The sequence below is a fragment of the Mulberry dwarf phytoplasma genome, from assembly GCF_056504655.1.
This window is the reverse complement of sequence record NZ_CM151418.1, coordinates 153,019-171,475: the sequence shown is the minus strand read 5'-3', so window position 1 is coordinate 171,475 and position 18,457 is coordinate 153,019. Positions and strand designations below refer to the sequence as shown.

Annotated in this window: 13 protein-coding genes, 1 other RNA gene and 1 pseudogene; 13 read left to right on the top strand and 2 right to left on the bottom strand. The window is 25.8% G+C overall.

Annotated elements, in window-relative coordinates:
- Window positions 1–197: 197 nt before the first annotated feature.
- From JAHGCCOI_RS00835 to JAHGCCOI_RS00775, 13 genes and pseudogenes are all read left to right on the top strand, one after another.
- Window positions 198–932: a nucleotide exchange factor GrpE gene (locus tag JAHGCCOI_RS00835; RefSeq protein ID WP_479492146.1), complete on the top strand. Its 735-nt coding sequence runs from the start codon at window positions 198–200 to the stop codon at window positions 930–932.
- A complete protein-coding gene (gene dnaK, locus JAHGCCOI_RS00830; RefSeq protein WP_479492145.1) occupies window positions 916–2,760 on the top strand; it encodes a molecular chaperone DnaK in 1,845 nt (614 codons plus the stop codon). The genes JAHGCCOI_RS00835 and dnaK overlap by 17 nt, the downstream gene beginning before the upstream one ends.
- 151 nt (window positions 2,761–2,911) lie before the next feature.
- On the top strand, window positions 2,912–3,979 hold the full coding sequence (gene dnaJ / locus JAHGCCOI_RS00825) for a molecular chaperone DnaJ (protein ID WP_342386520.1): 1,068 nt from the start codon (window positions 2,912–2,914) through the stop codon (window positions 3,977–3,979).
- A 2,458-nt stretch (window positions 3,980–6,437) separates the two neighbouring features.
- Window positions 6,438–6,632, top strand: coding sequence for a hypothetical protein (locus tag JAHGCCOI_RS00820; RefSeq protein ID WP_479492144.1), 195 nt, complete (start codon window positions 6,438–6,440; stop codon window positions 6,630–6,632).
- A gap of 234 nt (window positions 6,633–6,866) precedes the next feature.
- Window positions 6,867–7,061: a hypothetical protein gene (locus JAHGCCOI_RS00815; protein ID WP_479492143.1), complete on the top strand. Its 195-nt coding sequence runs from the start codon at window positions 6,867–6,869 to the stop codon at window positions 7,059–7,061.
- Window positions 7,040–7,291: a hypothetical protein gene (locus tag JAHGCCOI_RS00810; protein WP_479492142.1), complete on the top strand. Its 252-nt coding sequence runs from the start codon at window positions 7,040–7,042 to the stop codon at window positions 7,289–7,291. Before JAHGCCOI_RS00815 ends, JAHGCCOI_RS00810 begins: the two co-directional genes overlap by 22 nt.
- 317 nt (window positions 7,292–7,608) lie before the next feature.
- The gene (ftsY, locus tag JAHGCCOI_RS00805) at window positions 7,609–8,664 is read left to right on the top strand and encodes a signal recognition particle-docking protein FtsY (protein WP_212509221.1); all 1,056 of its coding nucleotides are present in this window, start codon (window positions 7,609–7,611) and stop codon (window positions 8,662–8,664) included.
- A 175-nt stretch (window positions 8,665–8,839) separates the two neighbouring features.
- Entirely contained in the window at window positions 8,840–10,207 is a 1,368-nt protein-coding gene (gene ffh, locus JAHGCCOI_RS00800) for a signal recognition particle protein (RefSeq protein WP_479492141.1), read from the top strand.
- Between the two features lie 455 nt (window positions 10,208–10,662).
- Window positions 10,663–11,484 (top strand): annotated as a pseudogene (locus tag JAHGCCOI_RS00795) (AAA family ATPase).
- A 228-nt stretch (window positions 11,485–11,712) separates the two neighbouring features.
- Window positions 11,713–14,220 carry a 5'-3' exonuclease H3TH domain-containing protein gene (locus tag JAHGCCOI_RS00790; RefSeq protein WP_479492140.1) on the top strand — a complete coding sequence of 836 codons (2,508 nt, stop codon included), beginning with the start codon at window positions 11,713–11,715 and terminating at the stop codon, window positions 14,218–14,220.
- Window positions 14,221–14,351: 131 nt separating this feature from the next.
- Window positions 14,352–15,182 (top strand): DNA-formamidopyrimidine glycosylase, encoded by an 831-nt coding sequence (gene mutM, locus JAHGCCOI_RS00785; protein WP_479492139.1) that lies wholly within the window; start codon window positions 14,352–14,354, stop codon window positions 15,180–15,182.
- 53 nt (window positions 15,183–15,235) lie between these two features.
- Window positions 15,236–16,429: a DnaD domain protein gene (locus JAHGCCOI_RS00780; RefSeq protein WP_479492137.1), complete on the top strand. Its 1,194-nt coding sequence runs from the start codon at window positions 15,236–15,238 to the stop codon at window positions 16,427–16,429.
- Between the two features lie 82 nt (window positions 16,430–16,511).
- Entirely contained in the window at window positions 16,512–17,330 is an 819-nt protein-coding gene (locus tag JAHGCCOI_RS00775; RefSeq protein WP_479492136.1) for an ATP-binding protein, read from the top strand.
- Window positions 17,331–17,416: 86 nt separating this feature from the next.
- Here the strand turns inward: JAHGCCOI_RS00775 and ssrA are convergent.
- Together ssrA and JAHGCCOI_RS00765 are read right to left on the bottom strand one after the other, a co-directional pair.
- Window positions 17,417–17,841: a transfer-messenger RNA gene (gene ssrA / locus JAHGCCOI_RS00770) on the bottom strand.
- A 276-nt stretch (window positions 17,842–18,117) separates the two neighbouring features.
- The gene (locus tag JAHGCCOI_RS00765) at window positions 18,118–18,342 is read right to left on the bottom strand and encodes a cold-shock protein (protein WP_069028065.1); all 225 of its coding nucleotides are present in this window, start codon (window positions 18,340–18,342) and stop codon (window positions 18,118–18,120) included.
- Window positions 18,343–18,457: the final 115 nt, after the last annotated feature.

The window sequence follows — 18,457 nt, the reverse complement described above, 5'->3', positions numbered from 1 at the left end:
AAAAGAATAAATAATACAATAAATAATTGTAAGATAAAATATAAGTAATAATTACAATTACAACAAATAACAAATAATAAGTAATAAGTAATAATGAAATAATTTATAATTTATTAAAAAAATAACTAAACAGGCTGCCAAAATACTTGTAAGTAACGTAATAAAAACATAATTATATCAAGAAAAGAGGTTTTAAGATGTTTTTAGAAAAAGACCAAGATAACTTAGATAATTTAGAAACACAAGCAAAAGAATTGCATAAAAATTGTAAAGAATGCAAAAATTGTCAAAAAGAAGAAACTAAAACAACAAATAAAGACAACCAAAAGGAAGATGAAACTGTTAAAAATCAATCAAATCAATCAAATCAAACTAAACAAACAAATACCAAACAACAAAAACATCAATCAAAAGAAAACAGTCATCTGCAAATTACTAAATTACAAACTCAAATTAAAGAATTAAAACAACAACTTACCCAACAAAAAAAAACCTTTGATGAAGAGTTGTTAAAAAATCAAGCAGAATTGATTAACTTTAAGAAAAGAGCCCAAACTCAAAAAGCAAATGAATTAAAATATGCATCAAGTAATTTTATTACTAATTTATTAATGCCCTTGGAACAATTAGAAAAAGTCATTGATATGCCTACACAAAATGAATTGTTGCAAAAATATTTATTAGGATTTAAGTTGTTACAACAACAAATAAAAAAAGTGTTGCAAGATGAAGGAGTAGAAGAAATTGAGGCTCTTAATAAGCCTTTTGATCCTGCTTTGCACCACGCTTTAGAAACAGTGTGCGACCCTAAAAAACCTGATAAAACTAATTTAGCAGTTTTACAAAAAGGTTATTTATATAAAAAAAGAATTTTAAGACCAACATTGGTTAAAGTAAATGAATGGAGTGATAAAAATGACAAAAACGAATAAAATTATAGGTATTGATTTAGGAACAACTAACTCTTGTGTTGCTGTAATGGAAGGTGGCGAGGCAAAAGTTATTCCTAATGCTGAAGGTGGAAGAACAACTCCGTCTGTAGTTTCTTTTAAAGGTGATGAAATTATGGTAGGAGAAATTGCCAAACGTCAAGTAATTACTAATCCTAATACTATTAGTTCTATCAAAAGACACATGGGAGAAGCTAATTATACTGTTAATGTGGGTGGTAAAAAATACACTCCGCAAGAAATTAGTGCAATGATTTTGACAAATTTGAAAAAAACTGCTGAAGATTATTTAGGAGCTCAAGTAAGTGAGGCAGTAATTACTGTTCCTGCTTATTTTAATGACGCTCAAAGACAAGCTACCAAAGATGCAGGTAAAATTGCAGGCTTAAATGTTAAACGTATTATTAATGAACCAACTGCAGCTGCTCTTTCTTATGGCGTTGACAAAGGTGATAAAGAACAGACCATTTTAGTTTTTGACTTAGGAGGAGGAACTTTTGATGTTTCTATTCTAACTTTGGTTGATGGTACTTTTGAAGTTCTTTCTACTTCTGGAGACAATGCTTTGGGAGGCGATGATTTTGACTTACGTATAGTAGATTTCTTAGTGCAAGAATTCAAAAAAGAAAATAGTGTTGATCTTTCCAAAGATAAAATGGCAATGCAAAGATTAAAAGATTCTGCTGAAAAAGCTAAAAAAGAATTAAGTGGTGTTGCTTCTTCACAAATTTCTTTGCCTTTCTTAACAATGAGCGAAGCAGGTCCACTTCATTTAGAATACAATATGACTCGTGCTAAATTCAATGAACTTACTAAAGATTTAATTGATCGTTGTTTGCCTCCTGTAAAACGTGCTTTAAGTGATGCCAAATTAGATATTGAAAAAATTGATCAAGTGCTTTTAGTGGGTGGTTCTACTCGCATTCCTGCAGTACAAGATTTAGTTAAAAATGAATTGAAAAAAACTCCTAATAAGAGTATTAATCCTGATGAAGTAGTTGCTATTGGAGCTGCTATTCAAGGAGGAATTCTATCAGGAGACGTTAAAGATATTTTACTGTTAGACGTAACTCCGCTTTCTTTAGGAATTGAGACTTTGGGTAATGTCTTTACTAAATTAATTGAAAGAAACACTACCATTCCAACTTCCAAAAAACAAGTCTTTTCAACTGCCGCAGACAATCAACCAGCAGTAGATATTCATGTTTTACAAGGAGAACGCCCTTTAGCAGCTGATAATAAAACTTTGGGAAGATTCCAATTAACAGATATTCCACCAGCACCGCGCGGAATTCCTCAAATTGAAGTTACTTTTGACCTTGATGCAAACGGAATTGTATCAGTTAAAGCCAAAGATTTAGGTACTAACAAAGAACAAAAAATTACTATTTCAGGAAGTGGTGCCCTTAAAGAAGAAGAAATTCAAAGAATGATTAGAGAAGCTGAAGAAAATGCTGAGGTAGATCGTGCGAAAAAAGAAAGTATTGATGCGCGTAATGAAGCAGAAAATATGATTTTCCACACTAAAAAATCTTTAGAAGATCTAAAAGCTGACGTTACACCAGAAGAAAAAGACAAAGTTGAGACTCAAATTAAAGAATTAGAAGAAGCTCTAAAAGGAGACGATACTGCTTTAATTAAAGAAAAAACTGCAAGTCTTACTAAAGAATCTCAAGGAATTGCAATGAAAGCTTACCAAAAAGCTCAAGAAAAACAAGCACAAGAAAAAGGTACGCAAGAAAACACTACTGCTAAAAATGAAAAACCTCAAGACGAAGTAGTAGACGCTGATTTTGAAGAACAAAAATAATCAATAATAAAAACAAAACTAAACAAAAACAACCATAAAAACAAACAAAAAATATACAAAAACAAAAACAACCACAAAAAACAAACTATAAAGAATAATGAAATCAAAGGAAACCCCCCCTTAGTTTTATTATTAGGAGAAGTTAGCTACAATGACAAAAAAAGATTATTATCATATTTTGGGTCTAGATAAAGACGCAAGTCCTGAGGACATCAAAAAAGCTTATCGTAGTCTTGCTAAAAAATATCATCCTGATATTTCCAAAGAAGCTAACGCCGAGAGCAAATTTAAAGAAGTTCAAGAAGCTTATAGTGTTTTAGGAGATGCTTCTAAAAAAAGTAATTATGATCGTTTTGGTGATGCTTCTGATAACGGTTTTTCTGGCTTTGGTGGCGGTGGTTTTGATGGTTTTGATTCTTTTGGGGATTCTTTTTTTAGTTCCTTTGGAGATATTTTTGGTAATCAACAAACTAAAAAACCTTCTTATGATAAAAAAGTAGAAATGACTATAAGTTTTATGGATGCTGTTTTAGGAGCTAACAAAACTATTGAAATTACTGTAGAAGCTGATTGTAGAGTTTGTCATGGTAAAGGAGCAGTTTCCAATCAAGATGTTATTACTTGTAAACGTTGTGGCGGAACTGGACAAATTATTACTGAGCAAAGAACTTTTTTAGGTAATATTCGTTCTCGTCAAGTTTGTCCTAATTGTAGTGGTAAAGGACAAGAAATTAAAAATAAATGTTATGCTTGTCACGGACAAAAACGTCAAAAAGTTAAGCAATCAGCTACCTTTAATATTCCTGCAGGGATTCAAGAAGGAATGTCTTTGCAAGTTCCTGGGAAAGGAAATTTTATTCCTTTAAGCAATAATCAAAAAGCAGGAGATCTATATATTACTTTTAAAGTGCGTCCTCATGAATCTTTTGTAAGACGTGAATATGATATTATTTTAGAAATCTTTATTACTTTTCCAGAAGCTGTTTTAGGAACTAATATTTTGATTCCTACTATTTATGGTGAAGTAGCTTTAAAAATTCCTGCAGGGATTCAATCAGGCAATAAATTAAGAATGAAAAATAAAGGAGTTGCACATCTTAATTCTTCTTATCGTAAAGGTGATCAGTATGTTGTTGTTCATATTAAAACTCCTAACCAATTAAGTTTAGAAGAAAAAAGATTATATCAAAAATTATTAGATTTGCAATATCGTAGTTAATATAAGTAAATAATATAAGTAAATAATATAAGTAAATAATATAAGTAAATAATATAAGTAAATAATATAAGTAAATAATATAAGTAAATAATATAAGTAAATAATATAAGTAAATAATATAAGTAAATAATATAAGTAAATAATATAAGTAAATAATATAAGTAAATAATATAAGTAAATAATATAAGTAAATAATATAAGTAAATAATATAAGTAAATAATATAAGTAAATAATATAAGTAAATAATATAAGTAAATAATATAAGTAAATAATATAAGTAAATAATATAAGTAAATAATATAAGTAAATAATATAAGTAAATAATATAAGTAAATAATATAAGTAAATAATATAAGTAAATAATATAAGTAAATAATATAAGTAAATAATATAAGTAAATAATATAAGTAAATAATATAAGTAAATAATATAAGTAAATAATATAAGTAAATAATATAAGTAAATAATATAAGTAAATAATATAAGTAAATAATATAAGTAAATAATATAAGTAAATAATATAAGTAAATAATATAAGTAAATAATATAAGTAAATAATATAAGTAAATAATATAAGTAAATAATATAAGTAAATAATATAAGTAAATATAAAGTAAATAATATAAGTAAATAATATAAGTAAATAATATAAGTAAATAATATAAGTAAATAATATAAGTAAATAATATAAGTAAATAATATAAGTAAATAATATAAGTAAATAATATAAGTAAATAATATAAGTAAATAATATAAGTAAATAATATAAGTAAATAATATAAGTAAATAATATAAGTAAATAATATAAGTAAATAATATAAGTAAATAATATAAGTAAATAATATAAGTAAATAATATAAGTAAATAATATAAGTAAATAATATAAGTAAATAATATAAGTAAATAATATAAATAATATAAAATAATATAAGTAAATAATATAAGTAAATAATATAAGTAAATAATATAAGTAAATAATATAAGTAAATAATATAAGTAAATAATATAAGTAAATAATATAAGTAAATAATATAAGTAAATAATATAAGTAAATAATATAAGTAAATAATATAAGTAAATAATATAAGTAAATAATATAAGTAATATAAGTAAATAATATAAATAATATAAGTAAATAATATAAGTAAATAATATAAGTAAATAATATAAGTAAATAATATAAGTAAATAATATAAGTAAATAATATAAGTAAATAATATAAGTAAATAATATAAGTAAATAATATAAGTAAATAATATAAGTAAATAATATAAGTAAATAATATAAGTAAATAATATAAGTAAATAATATATAAATAATATAAGTAAATAATATAAGTAAATAATATAAGTAAATAATATAAGTAAATAATATAAGTAAATAATATAAGTAAATAATATAAGTAAATAATATAAGTAAATAATATAAGTAAATAATATAAGTAAATAATATAAGTAAATAATATAGTAAATAATATAAGTAAATAATATAAGTAAATAATATAAGTAAATAATATAAGTAAATAATATAAGTAAATAATATAAGTAAATAATATAAGTAAATAATATAAGTAAATAATATAAGTAAATAATATAAGTAAATAATATAAGTAAATAATATAAGTAAATAATATAAGTAAATAATATAAGTAAATAATATAAGTAAATAATATAAGTAAATAATATAAGTAAATAATATAAGTAAATAATATAAGTAAATAATATAAGTAAATAATATAAGTAAATAATATAAGTAAATAATATAAGTAAATAATATAAATAATATAAGAAGTAAATAATATAAGTAAATAATATAAGTAAATAATATAAGTAAATAATATAAGTAAATAATATAAGTAAATAATATAAGTAAATAATATAAGTAAATAATATAAGTAAATAATATAAGTAAATAATATAAGTAAATAATATAAGTAAATAATATAAGTAAATAATAAAATATTAATAGTAAATAATAAAATATTAATAGTAAATAATAAAATATTAATAGTAAATAATAAAATATTAATAGTAAATAATAAAATATTAATAGTAAATAATAAAATATTAATAGTAAATAATAAAATATTAATAGTAAATAATAAAATAATAAGGAGACCAACTTAAAAGTTGGTTTTTTTGTTATGTAGCAATTTAATGTTTAAGTTTTTAGAGTTTTACATAGTTAATTTTAATTGTATTATGATGAATAATAAATTAATATTTTTTAATATAAATGTTGAATTGTAATATAGTTTTTATGTTATATTATAATTAATAGTAGATAAATAGTTTTGTTATTTGCTATTTTATTAATATTTATCATATTAAATTAACTACTCATTAAATATTTGAGTTATAATAAAGGCATAAAGTCTTTTATTATATTTAAGTTAGAGGCTTTAGAACTTTAACAAATTTAATTTGATAATTCAATTTAATAAAGAGGTGAAATAACATGTTTTTATTAGATAATCTTAAAGAAAAAATTAAAGATAATAAAAAATTAAGTTCGGTTGCAGTTTATCGTAGAGCAAACCATAAAAGAGTTATTCAAAAAACTTTATTATGGATTAGTTTAATGCTTTTATTTTTGGCACTTTCTTATGCAGTTGTATGGCATGAATTAGTTTTTTTGCCCAAATTTAGGTGAAATAAAAAAACAATTATTTTTAAATATTTGTATCTGCCTGCTATTATAAGTATTATTGCTTTTGTATTTGTTTGTTTTTCTTCAAGTATAACACGATTGACAGCTCCTGTTTGTCTTATTGCTTTGGGGATATTTTTAGGGATGTTTATGGGTTATTTATATGTTTGTTTGAATATATCACATACATTCGATTTGACTGATAAATTACTAATACATAAACATTTATGCCTAACTATGTTGCTTTCGTTTATTTTTATTTTGATGAGTAATTTTGCAATTACTATTTTACTTTATTATAAAAAGTTTAAAAAACAAAATAATCAACAATTAATTAATAAATTTGCTTTTGTAGTTTTTAATTTCTTTGTAATTACTATGTTTTATTTTATGGGGTTGCTTTCCTTTGGTTGGCATCAGTTTCGCAATTAAGTCAACTTTCATCCTTATTTGACCCTTATTTTATGTTAGTGCTCCTATTTGTAAGTCTATTTATTTCGTGGGCGTCTGTTTATATTGCAGGAGCTTTAGTTGTCTTTGATTATATTATTGAAAAACAAGTAGATAAAAAATATGAAGCATCTATGGCTTTTGCTTTATGTCTGTTAGTTTTTTGGCCTCTTATTAAAACTTTATGGAATTTTTGTAAAAAGGAGGATTAATAATTAATATTATTTATAAATTTAGAACAGGAATTAATTTTTAATTTCTGTTTTTTTGTTTTTATGAAGTATTTATTATTTATAATGTTGTAATTAGTCAATTTTGGAATTTGAAATAAAATTTGTTAATTGGGGTTATAATAAAATTCTTTTTATTGTTTGTTTTGGTTTTTTTAATTTATCCTTAAATATTTTATGATAACAAAATCCCCAAACCCTAAAAAACTCAATCAAAAAGCAAGTATTTTAGTTATAATAATTGGGTATAAGTTTTTTATTTTGATACCTTAATTACTTTCAAAAAGGAGAGTTTATAAATGTTTAAATGGTTGAAAAGTAAATTTTTTAAAAATAAAAATAATGATAAATATCAAATAGGTCTTAAAAAAACCAAAGCTAGTTTTCTAGATTTTCAAACTCTTTTGAAACAATCTAACAATATCGAAAAAACCCTATTACAAGCATTAGAAAGTTTGTTAATTCAAGCTGATTTTGGTACTAAAACCACTCTTTTTTTGATGCAAGCTATCAAAGATGAAATTAATCAATTTCAAATTAAAAATCCTCAAAAGCTTCCTTCTGTTGTTGTTTCTAAAATGTTTGATTTGTATCAAAATATGAAAGGTATGAAAGGCATATTAGAAAGTCCGCAAGAACAAGAAAAAGAACAAGAAAAACAAAATCAAGATTCCAATCCAACAAATCCCGAAGACACTTTTCAATCTCAAAATAACTTGCCTCAAATGTATTTGTTTACAGGAGTTAACGGAGTAGGAAAAACAACTACTATTGGAAAAATGGCTGAAGCATTGAAACAAGAAGGCAAAAAAGTATTATTGATTGCTGCTGATACTTTTCGTGCAGGTGCAGTAGAACAACTCCAAATTTGGGCAAAAAGAGTAGGTGTTGAAGTTTTTTGCAACCCTTTGCCAGCTCATCCTGCAAGTGTTATTTTTGAAGGCATCGAACTTGCTAAAAGTCAAAATTATGATATTATTTTGTGTGATACTGCTGGAAGATTACAAAACAAAACTAATTTAATGCAAGAATTAGCCAAAATTAATCGTGTTATTTGCAAACATTTGCCCGCCTCCAATTTACAAACTTTTTTAGTTTTGGATGCTACTACAGGGCAAAATGCTATTAATCAAGTTGATTTGTTCAATCAAGCAACTCCACTTTCAGGAGCCATTTTAACCAAGCTTGACGGCACTTCCAAAGGAGGGATTGTTTTTGCAATTAAATATTTATACAATTTGCCCACTAAATATATTGGTGTAGGCGAAAAATCCCAAGATTTAATTACTTTTGATGTTAAAAATTATCTTTTTAATTTATTTGAAGGTTTTTTTACTTCTGAAGATATTTTATAATTGCTAATTATAAAGAAAAAATAACAAATAACAAATAACGAAAAACAAACACAAAAAAACATAAAAATTATTATATCAAAAATAACGAATTCAAAAATATTTAAAAAACATTGCCCCAACAAAAAATTAAACCCCACAAAAACAAATTTCACAACATCAAAAAGGAGATAAAAATATGATTATATTAGGTGAAGGCTTACAAAAAGTTATTAACAAAATTAGAGGAAAAAAAATCCTAGAACAACAAGACATTCAAAACATTATGCAAGATATTAAAGTTTCTTTGGTAGAAGCTGATGTTCATTTACAAGTTATTGATAAGTTTAATGAAATTATTGAAAAAAAGACTTTGAAACAAGAAGTTTTAAAAGGGCTGAACCCCAAAGAACATATTATTAAAATCGTAAACGAAACCCTAATTCAAATTTTGGGTTCTACTCGTGCAGATCTTACTTTTAAGCCTAATTGTAATTTGGATACTTTAATGTTAATTGGGTTGCAAGGAAGTGGTAAAACGACTACTGTAGGAAAATTAGCTCTTTGGTTGCGTAAAAAAAATAGTAAAAAAGTTTTGCTTGTAGCTTGTGATATTTATCGTCCAGGAGCAGTAGAACAATTAAAAGTTATTGGTAAACAAATCAATATCGATGTTTTTTCTAAACCTGACACTGCTGTTTTAGATATTGTAGATGCAGGATTAAAACATGCTTTGCAAGAAGGATATGATGCAGTAATTATTGATACTGCGGGGCGCCTTGATATTGATGAGACAATGATGCAAGAATTGCAACAAATTAAAGCCAAAGCCAATCCTTCAGAAATTTTGTTAGTTGTGGATTGTCTTTCAGGACAACAATCTGCTAATATTGCTCAGTCGTTTCATAATCAAGTAGGAGCAACTGGAGTTATTTTGACCAAAATGGATGCAGATACTAAAGGAGGAGCTGCTTTATCAGTAAGAGCAATGACAGATCTGCCTTTAAAATTTGTTTCTTCTTCAGAGACAATTGACAGTTTAGAGCCCTTTAATCCTGATAGAATGGCATCTCGTCTTTTAGGAATGGGAGATATTTTAACTTTAATTGAGACAGTTACCGATAAAATTGATCCTCATCAAAGTAAACAAATGATGGAAAAATTATTTGATGATAGTTATAATTATTATGATTTTCAAAAACAATTAAAAACATTAAAAAAAATGGGTTCTTTCAGCAAATTGTTAAGTTTTATTCCTGGATTAGGTGGTAAGATGAAACAACTTTCTGCCAGTTTAGGTGATGATGGATTTAATAAATTTGAAGTTTTAATTCAAAGTATGACTAAACAAGAAAAGAAAAAACCTCAATTAATTGCTTTGAGCAGTAGACGTAGACAAAGAATTGCCAAAGGTTCTGGTAATCAATTAAGTGATGTTAACAAGCTAATTACCCTTTTAGAACAACAAAAAAAATTAGCTAAGCAAATGCAACATTTTGATGATCAAGATCTTGATAAATTACAAAATGATCCGATGGCTTTTTTTCGTGATATGAATAATAAATAATTAAAATTATAAAATCTTTTTATTAAGTATTTTTGTACCCTTTAATATTTTTAAAATCAACTTTAATTTATCATTAATTAAAACAAAATGAATAATTATTTGTGTTATATTAAATAATAAATAAATTACATTTTTTATTAAAAATTGCTGCATTTTTATAAAATCCAAAAGGAATACAAATATGAACCTATTAACTAAAAGTAAAGAAAACTTTTTAAAATTTTTATTGGCACTTTATTATTTATTTTAACAACCACTTTAACAATTTATTTTTCATATAACTTATATCATCAATACAAACAACAAAAATTTAAAGAATATCAAAAACAAATGGAACAATATGATGCCAATAAACCTCCTACTAAATTTAGCGAACATCCTTTAGTATCCCAACGTTGTAAAGAAACAAATGATGATATATAGTAAACAATATAAGTTTTGCAAACATAATTGGCATGGAAACTGAAAAAGAAACTTGTAATTGGATTTTAGCAATGGTATCTCATCCTGAATGGTTCCAAAACGCAGGAAAAATCAATAAACCCAAAAGACTCCTACTACACGGAGTCCCAGGAACAGGTAAAACATTATTAGCAAGAGCATTTATGTCACAAGCAAGACAAGCCTCCCCTTCCACCGATGCAGGCTGTTTTGAATTTACCCCCTACGACTTTATCACCAAAACCCGCGAATAAGGAATCGAAATTATAAGAGCGATGTTTGATTTCATTAGAGCTGAATGGCATCTAAACAAAAATAATGGTATGGGAGCAATTTTCATCGATGAATGCGACCAAGTATGGGAAAAAATGGAACTTATCAACCAAGAAGACCAAAAAATGAAAGACATCTTAAACGCCTTCAAAGCCGAAATTACTTCATTAAGAAACCACTGCCCCCACAACCCTGATGCTTTTATTTTCGTAATTGGAGCCACTAATCACTTAGATCAAATAGACGATGCCATCAAATCACGCCTCAACTACCACATAGAAGTTAAACTCTTAGATACAAATGGTAGAAAAAAATTCTTAGAATTCTTAATTGAAAAAAGAAAAACACCAATCACCTCAACTGCAAAAGAATATTTATTAACAACAATTAATGATGCATTGGAAAAATTAACTGATAAATCCAAAACAGGACAACGCACTATGGAATATCTTTTAGATGATGCAATTATCAATGCTCGCTACGAAACCCAAGGGCAAAGTGACATTAGAATTGAAGACTTAAAAAAATCTTTTAAAGTTATTTATGGATTTGATTTGCCTTAAAGACTTCATTAAAAAACTCATTATAATTAAAATTATAAAATCTTTTTATAAACGCAATAAAATAAAAACTCAAACAAAACCTTGTATTCTAAGAAAGTTTTTCCAAACTTTCTTTTTTTAATATTATATTAATTATTTTCCTTTTGTACCTTATAAATAACACAATCATTATTAACTTATAATCCAATTTTGGCTATTAGCTAAACGATAAAATAAATAGGAGAAACAATGAAACATTTAGTTTTAGTTGATGGCAATTCGCTTTTATTTCGAGCATATCACGCAACTGCAAGCAAATATAAACCCCTTTTGCAAAATAAAAAAGGTATCTACACTAATGCTCTTTTGTCTTTTATTAGAATGTTTGAAAAAATTTTAGAAGAAACGAAAGGCTATATTTTAGTAGCTTTTGATACTCATAAACCTACCAAAAGACACCAATTATACGATGCTTACAAACAAGGAAGACCAGAAACACCTTCTGCATTGATTAGTCAAATTCCTTTGATTAAACAATATTTAGACCTAATCGGTGTTAAATATCATGTCCAAGACGAATACGAAGCCGATGATATTATAGGTACTTTAGCCAAAGAAGCAAGCAATCAAAATAAGACAGTATCTATTTATTCAAGTGATCAGGATTTATTGCAATTAGTAGATGCAAAAATTACTGTTTGTTTGCTTAAAAAAGGATTGCGTGAAATTAAATGCTATACACCTCCTACTTTGTTTGAAGAATACGGTCTTAAAGAATATCAAATGATTGATTATAAAAGTTTAATTGGTGATCCTTCTGATAACATTAAAGGAGTATTGGGAATAGGACCTAAAACTGCTCAAAAGTTATTACAAGAATACGATTCCCTAGATAATTTGATGCAAAATTTAGACAACATTAAACCTATTTTAAAAACCAAAATCCAAAATTCCCAAGCTGATTTAGAACTTAGCAAAATACTTACCGCAATTGACCTTAAAGTTCCCTTGCCCTTTGATTGTATGCAAACAGAAATACAAATACGTTTGGCGCAAAACCTTAAAAATTTTTATGAAGAAATGGATTTTAGACGCTTAACTATTACCAAATATGCAAGAATTGAAAAAGAACCAAATACCACAAATACAAATGCAAATTATAATAATAAGGAAGCGTCCCCCAAATCCAAAGAAGTGCAAGAAGTAGAAAAAGATAGCAATTTAGAAAATGATAATAATTTAAACCAAACAAATCAAAACAGACCTATCAACAACACCACCACTAACAATAATGACAATAACGCTCCAAAAGTTCAAGAACAAGGCGCCAACCCACCTCAAAACAATTTTCATTTTCAAATTATCAAAGACCAAAACTCTCTAAATGCTTTTTTGGCTCAAATCCAACCACACCAAATTTGGGCTTGTTTTTTTGAGTTAGAAAAAGAAAATGACTCAAATACTTTTTTGCAAGGAATTGGTTTTTCCAATGAAAATACACATTTTTTTATAGATGCTAATTTGGCTTTTGATAATAATAACTTTTGCAATTATCTAAAAGATGCTAATTTTTATAAAATTGTTTTTCACAATCAAGCAACACAACTTTTTTTAAAAACAAAACATCAAGAACTCAACGGAGTTATCTTTGATTTAGTTTGTGCTTCTTATCTTTTATTTCCTTTGAAAAATCTTGAATTTAGTCATATTATAGCCAAAATAGATATTTTAAATAACACAAATTATGTAAGCCAATTATCTCAAAACATTTTTATTTTAGAGCAAAAAGTAGCTTTTAAAGCTTTTTTATTACACGCCATCAAAAATAGCGTTTTGAATCATTTAAAATTTCAAAACCAATTATTTTTGTTTCAAGAAATAGAACTTCCCTTATCAAATATTTTAGCCCAATTAGAATATGAAACTAATTTAGTACAACAAAAACAAATAATAGAAGCACAGCCAATAGAAAAAAATACGGATGAAAAAATAGAGACACAACAAGAAAAAATACCAAAAACAAATCAAGGGCAAGAACAAGAACAAGAAAATCACATCAACCAATTAAAATCATTCAAAGATGTTTTTGGGTATCAAAATAGTTGTTTTTTAAATATAATAAACAATAAAAAATCTTATAATTATTTAATTAATGATAATTTTTTTTGCTTTTCGTTAAAAATTTTAGCTACTTTAGGAAATATTCAAAAAATTAAAAATTACTTTAAAATTGAAAACAATCATCTTTTAAATGATGAACAAACCTTACAATTTTTTGTAAATGCGCCCAAATCAGAAATCAAAAAGGGCTCTCAAAAACTTTCTGAAACAACGAATTTTGATGTGGATGCGTGGACAAAAGCAATTATCCCTGAATTAAATATTTCTTCGAATTGTGCCCAAGATTTTATCCATCAATATTTAAGTTTGGATGATGAAATTATAAATTATTATCAAAGTTTATTACAACAAATCAAAGAAAAAAAATATGCATTAACTTTATTGAAAAGAAAAGTTTTTTTTGGTAATCAAAAATTAACTCCGAATTTTGATTTAGAAACATTATATGTTTTTTTACAAGAAAATATTTTAGATATGAAAAAAATTGTCATATTGCAATTATTGCGCCATTTAGAACGAAACAATGAAACTGCCAAAATTACTTATTTTGCTTTAAATGATTATTTGCAACAAAACATAGATTTAATTTCTAAACATTTGAATTATTTTTTTATTTTAGATAATGGTAATATTTAATTGGACAAATCTTATTATTTATAATTTATTTATAAAATAGAAATGTTAAATATCCAAATCAATAAAAAAGCAAAAGAAAAAACATAAGAACAATTGCAATCCAAAAACAAAGATAAAAAAGGAGCAAATGCATGCCAGAATTACCTGAAGTCCAAATTATTGTAGATTTTTTAAAAACACAGTTAATAGGAAAAAAAATTGTTGCAACTAAGGTATTTTATGAGCCTGCTGTTAAAAATACCAAAGAATTTCAAAAAATTGAACAAACTACCATTTTGGATATTCAAAGAAAAGGTAAATTTTTATTATTTTTTTTAACTCAAGAATTAGTTTTAATAGGGCATTTGAGAATGGAAGGAAAATTATTTATCAAACCTTGCGATGAGCCTAAACACAAATACGAACATTTTGCAATTATTTTGGAGGATAAAAGTTCTTTAAGATATTATGATTTTAGGAAATTTGGTAGATTTGAAGTTAAGAATCAGAACATTTTTTTAACCCAAACTACCTTGCATCAACTAGCCTTAGATCCTTTTGAAATCAATCCAGTTGTTTTGTATCAAAAAATATTAAAGACCAAAAGCGCTTTGAAAAAAGTTTTATTAAATCAAAAAATAATTTCTGGATTAGGCAATATTTATGTTAATGAAGTTTTGTTTTTAGTAAAATTGCATCCTGAAACTAAAGCTTGCGAACTGTCTTTGGAACAAGTGCAAGAAATTGTAACAATTTCCCAAAAAGTACTTACCAAAGCCATTAAACTGGGCGGAACTACTGTAAGTACTTTTGAATCTCAACCAGGCATTATAGGCTATTTTCAAAACAAATTACAAGTGCATGGCAAAGTTAATAAGCCTTGTATTAACTGTCAAACTAAAATTATCAAAATCAAAGTTGGCGGCAGAGGTACTTATCTTTGTCCTGTTTGTCAAAATCATAATTCTAATAAAGAATTATAATTGATTTATTTTCAACTATAAAATAGATCAATATTTTTAAAAAAGAGGTTTTTATGCTTAGTCATCTAAATTTATTTCAAATCAAAAATTCAGTTTTTTTGTCGCTTGTAGACCATCAAAGCCTAAGTTTGCTTTATCAACCACTAATAGGCACTCATGCGCTTGGTATTTATCATATTTTAGCAACTCTAAAACCTAATATTTTTTATCAACATCAATTTTTATTTGATTTGAGTGCGGTTTCAAAAAATGATTTTTTAGAAGCACAAGAAAAATTAGAAGCTCTTAATTTGCTTCAAACTTTTTGTAATTCCGAAACCCAAGAAAGAATTTATTGGCTTAATTTGCCATGCAGATCTCAAGAGTTTTTTAAAGACCCTCTTTTTAGTAATTTTTTATTAAGTGAAGTGGGAGAGGCTACTTTTTTGAGTTTGCAAAATCATTTTAGTAAAGAAGCTTCCACTAAAAAAAATAATTGGGACGCTTTTCAAGACATTAGTAAAAAATTTGATGATTTGTTTCAAGTGCAAAAAATGGATTTACCAAATGATTTTACTTGTCCCAATAACCAAACAAATTCTTCTCCAAGACAGTTTTTAAATAACGCTTTTGATTATAAATTATTTTTGCAAAAATTGCCCCAACGTTTCAAAAAACCATCTTTAACTTGCAATCAAACAAGTGATTTTATTCAAAAATTAAGCTTAGTTTATAATTTAGATGAAGCTACACTTTCGGAAATATATCAAAAAACTTTTCCAAAGCCCAGCGAAATCGAACTATCCAAATTAAGCCTAGGTGTAAAAAGATATTATCAGATGCATACTCAAAATCAAAATTTGTTTTTTGCGAAAAAAACGCAAGATAATGAACAAGATACGATTGCTTTGCTAAAACGTAAAGATTCTACTCAAAGAATTATTATAAATCATTGTCCTAAAAATATGCAAGCCACTGCGGCTGATACTGTTTTTCAATTTATGGAAAGAAACAATTTAGAACCGGGGCTAGTCAATGTGCTTTTAACTTATATTTTGGAACGAAAAGGCTTTGTGCCCTCAGTGGTTTATTTGGAAAAAATCTTAAAATCTTGGGAGCAAAAAGGGATTTTTGATACTGAAACAGCATATGATTTTTATATGGAACAAGAAAAAAACCAATCCCAAACTAAGTTTAGATCTAATTTAAAAAAACCACAAATTTCTCCTAAATGGTTAGAAGATTTTAAAAAGAAAAAACAGTCATAATTTTTTGGATGATTTATTATTACAAGGAATCAATTCAATTTGATAACATTTTACAAAAGCAAAAGAGGTGAAAAATTAATTTATGGAATTTTCAGATATAAAAATAAAAATTAGGAAAATGATTGCACAGTGCGAAGAAACCAAAAATTTAGATATCTCTGATGATGAACTGCCAATTATTTATCATTATTTGCTCACCAAAGATCAAGAAAATGAATATGGGAATCGCCAAGAAATAAAAACTAATCCTTTAAGAGTTGTTTGGGTTCCTACTGTTAAATCTCAAGCTCTTTATTTTAAGGAACATTGGCAATCGCAAAATGAATTGTTTGATAGTAGCATTAATTTTGATGCTCATTTAGTGAGGCAATTTGTAGTGGATAATGATTCTAAGCAAAAAGCGTTAAAAGAGATGAAACAAATTATTAAACATTTTGAAAAATCTACCAAAGGTTTTTATTTGTCGGGTTCTTTTAATACTGGAAAAACTATTTTTTTGAAAAAAATAGCTTATGAATTAATTCAAAAACAAATTTCTGTTATTTTTCTTTTTATGCCTGATATAACTAGAAAATTTAGAAATTTTTTGTATAATAATACTTTAGAAACAAGGTTGCAACAATTAAAAAATGTTAAGTGTTTGATTTTGGATGACCTAGGTTCAGAAAATATGACACCTTGGTTTCGTGATGAAATTTTGCTTCCTTTGTTGTATGATAGAGCTGAAAAAAAGTTGCCCCTTTTTATTAGTAGTAATTTGCCCTTTAATGAACTGCACAATTATTTATTGCATTTGCATGGAGCTGAAAATGCTAATAGTGAAGTTAAGGTATACAAAATTATTGAAAAAATTCGTACCATTACTCACTTTTATGATTTTTCCGAAAAACAAGATTCCTAATAAGACAGTTTTAACTTGGTCAAGGATTAAAAATATTCTTTTTGGGAAAAACGTAATAACACAAGCAAATAATTTATAATTTATTTTGGTGGAGATGATGGGAGTCGAACCCATGTACAAAATCACTTTAATTTATATATTCTACATATTTAGTTTATTTTGTAAGTTCGCAATTTATGAAAAAACAAACAAAATCCATAAATTACTAGTCTTTTTGATATTTGCTAAAAGAGCAAAGACAAACCCAATTAGCAAAACTTACCTTATTGCCTTCCTTAAATCGTAAGTTAATTTAAGTGCGGGTTTTGCTTATTTATTTAAGCAAAAGCTAATTGTGAAGAAAAACTGTTTGCAAAATTCATTTGATAAACTGGAGTTTGTCCAGCAAAATCTTGTGTATTTGTTACAGTTTGTTTGTTATTTCCGGTTATTATAACCTCGACGTTTTTACTTGCGTAACCAAGATATGCTATATAAATTTCGTTGACCTTGGCAAATCCAAAACATCCCCATATTTTTATTTTAACTCAAAAAACCTTTTTTAAATCAAGTTATTTTTAGATTTGTTATTTGTGTTTTTGGAATGGATCATATTTTTGATTAATTTATTCTTTTTGCCCACTCAAAAATTATAACCAATAAATTTAAAATTTTGTAAAAGCGCCAAAGATAAAATTATCTAAATTTAAACTAAACTCAAATCAAAATTACACAAGCAAACAAAAAGCTCAATATATATAACAAAAAAGGGATTTGCATCCCTTCCTTTGTTCGATTATTAATGAAATTATTCGTTAACTACAACAACATCTACAGCTTGAGCTCCGAGGTCGCCTTCTTTAACAGTGAATTCCACCTTGTCGTTTTCATTAAGTGTTTTTCTTCCAAAGACTTCAGTTTGAATAGAACTGTAATGTACGAAAATATCTTTCCCATCAGCTGAAACGATAAATCCGTAGCCTTTGTCTTTAGAAAACCATCTACATGTTCCCTGTTGTTTTTTGTCTTGCATTATTAATAATACTCCTTCTTTTAAATTATTTCGGTTTCATAACCTATTATCTATTATAACTCATTTATTTTTAGAGTCAAACATTTTTACACACTTTTTTTACTTTTTTGACGTT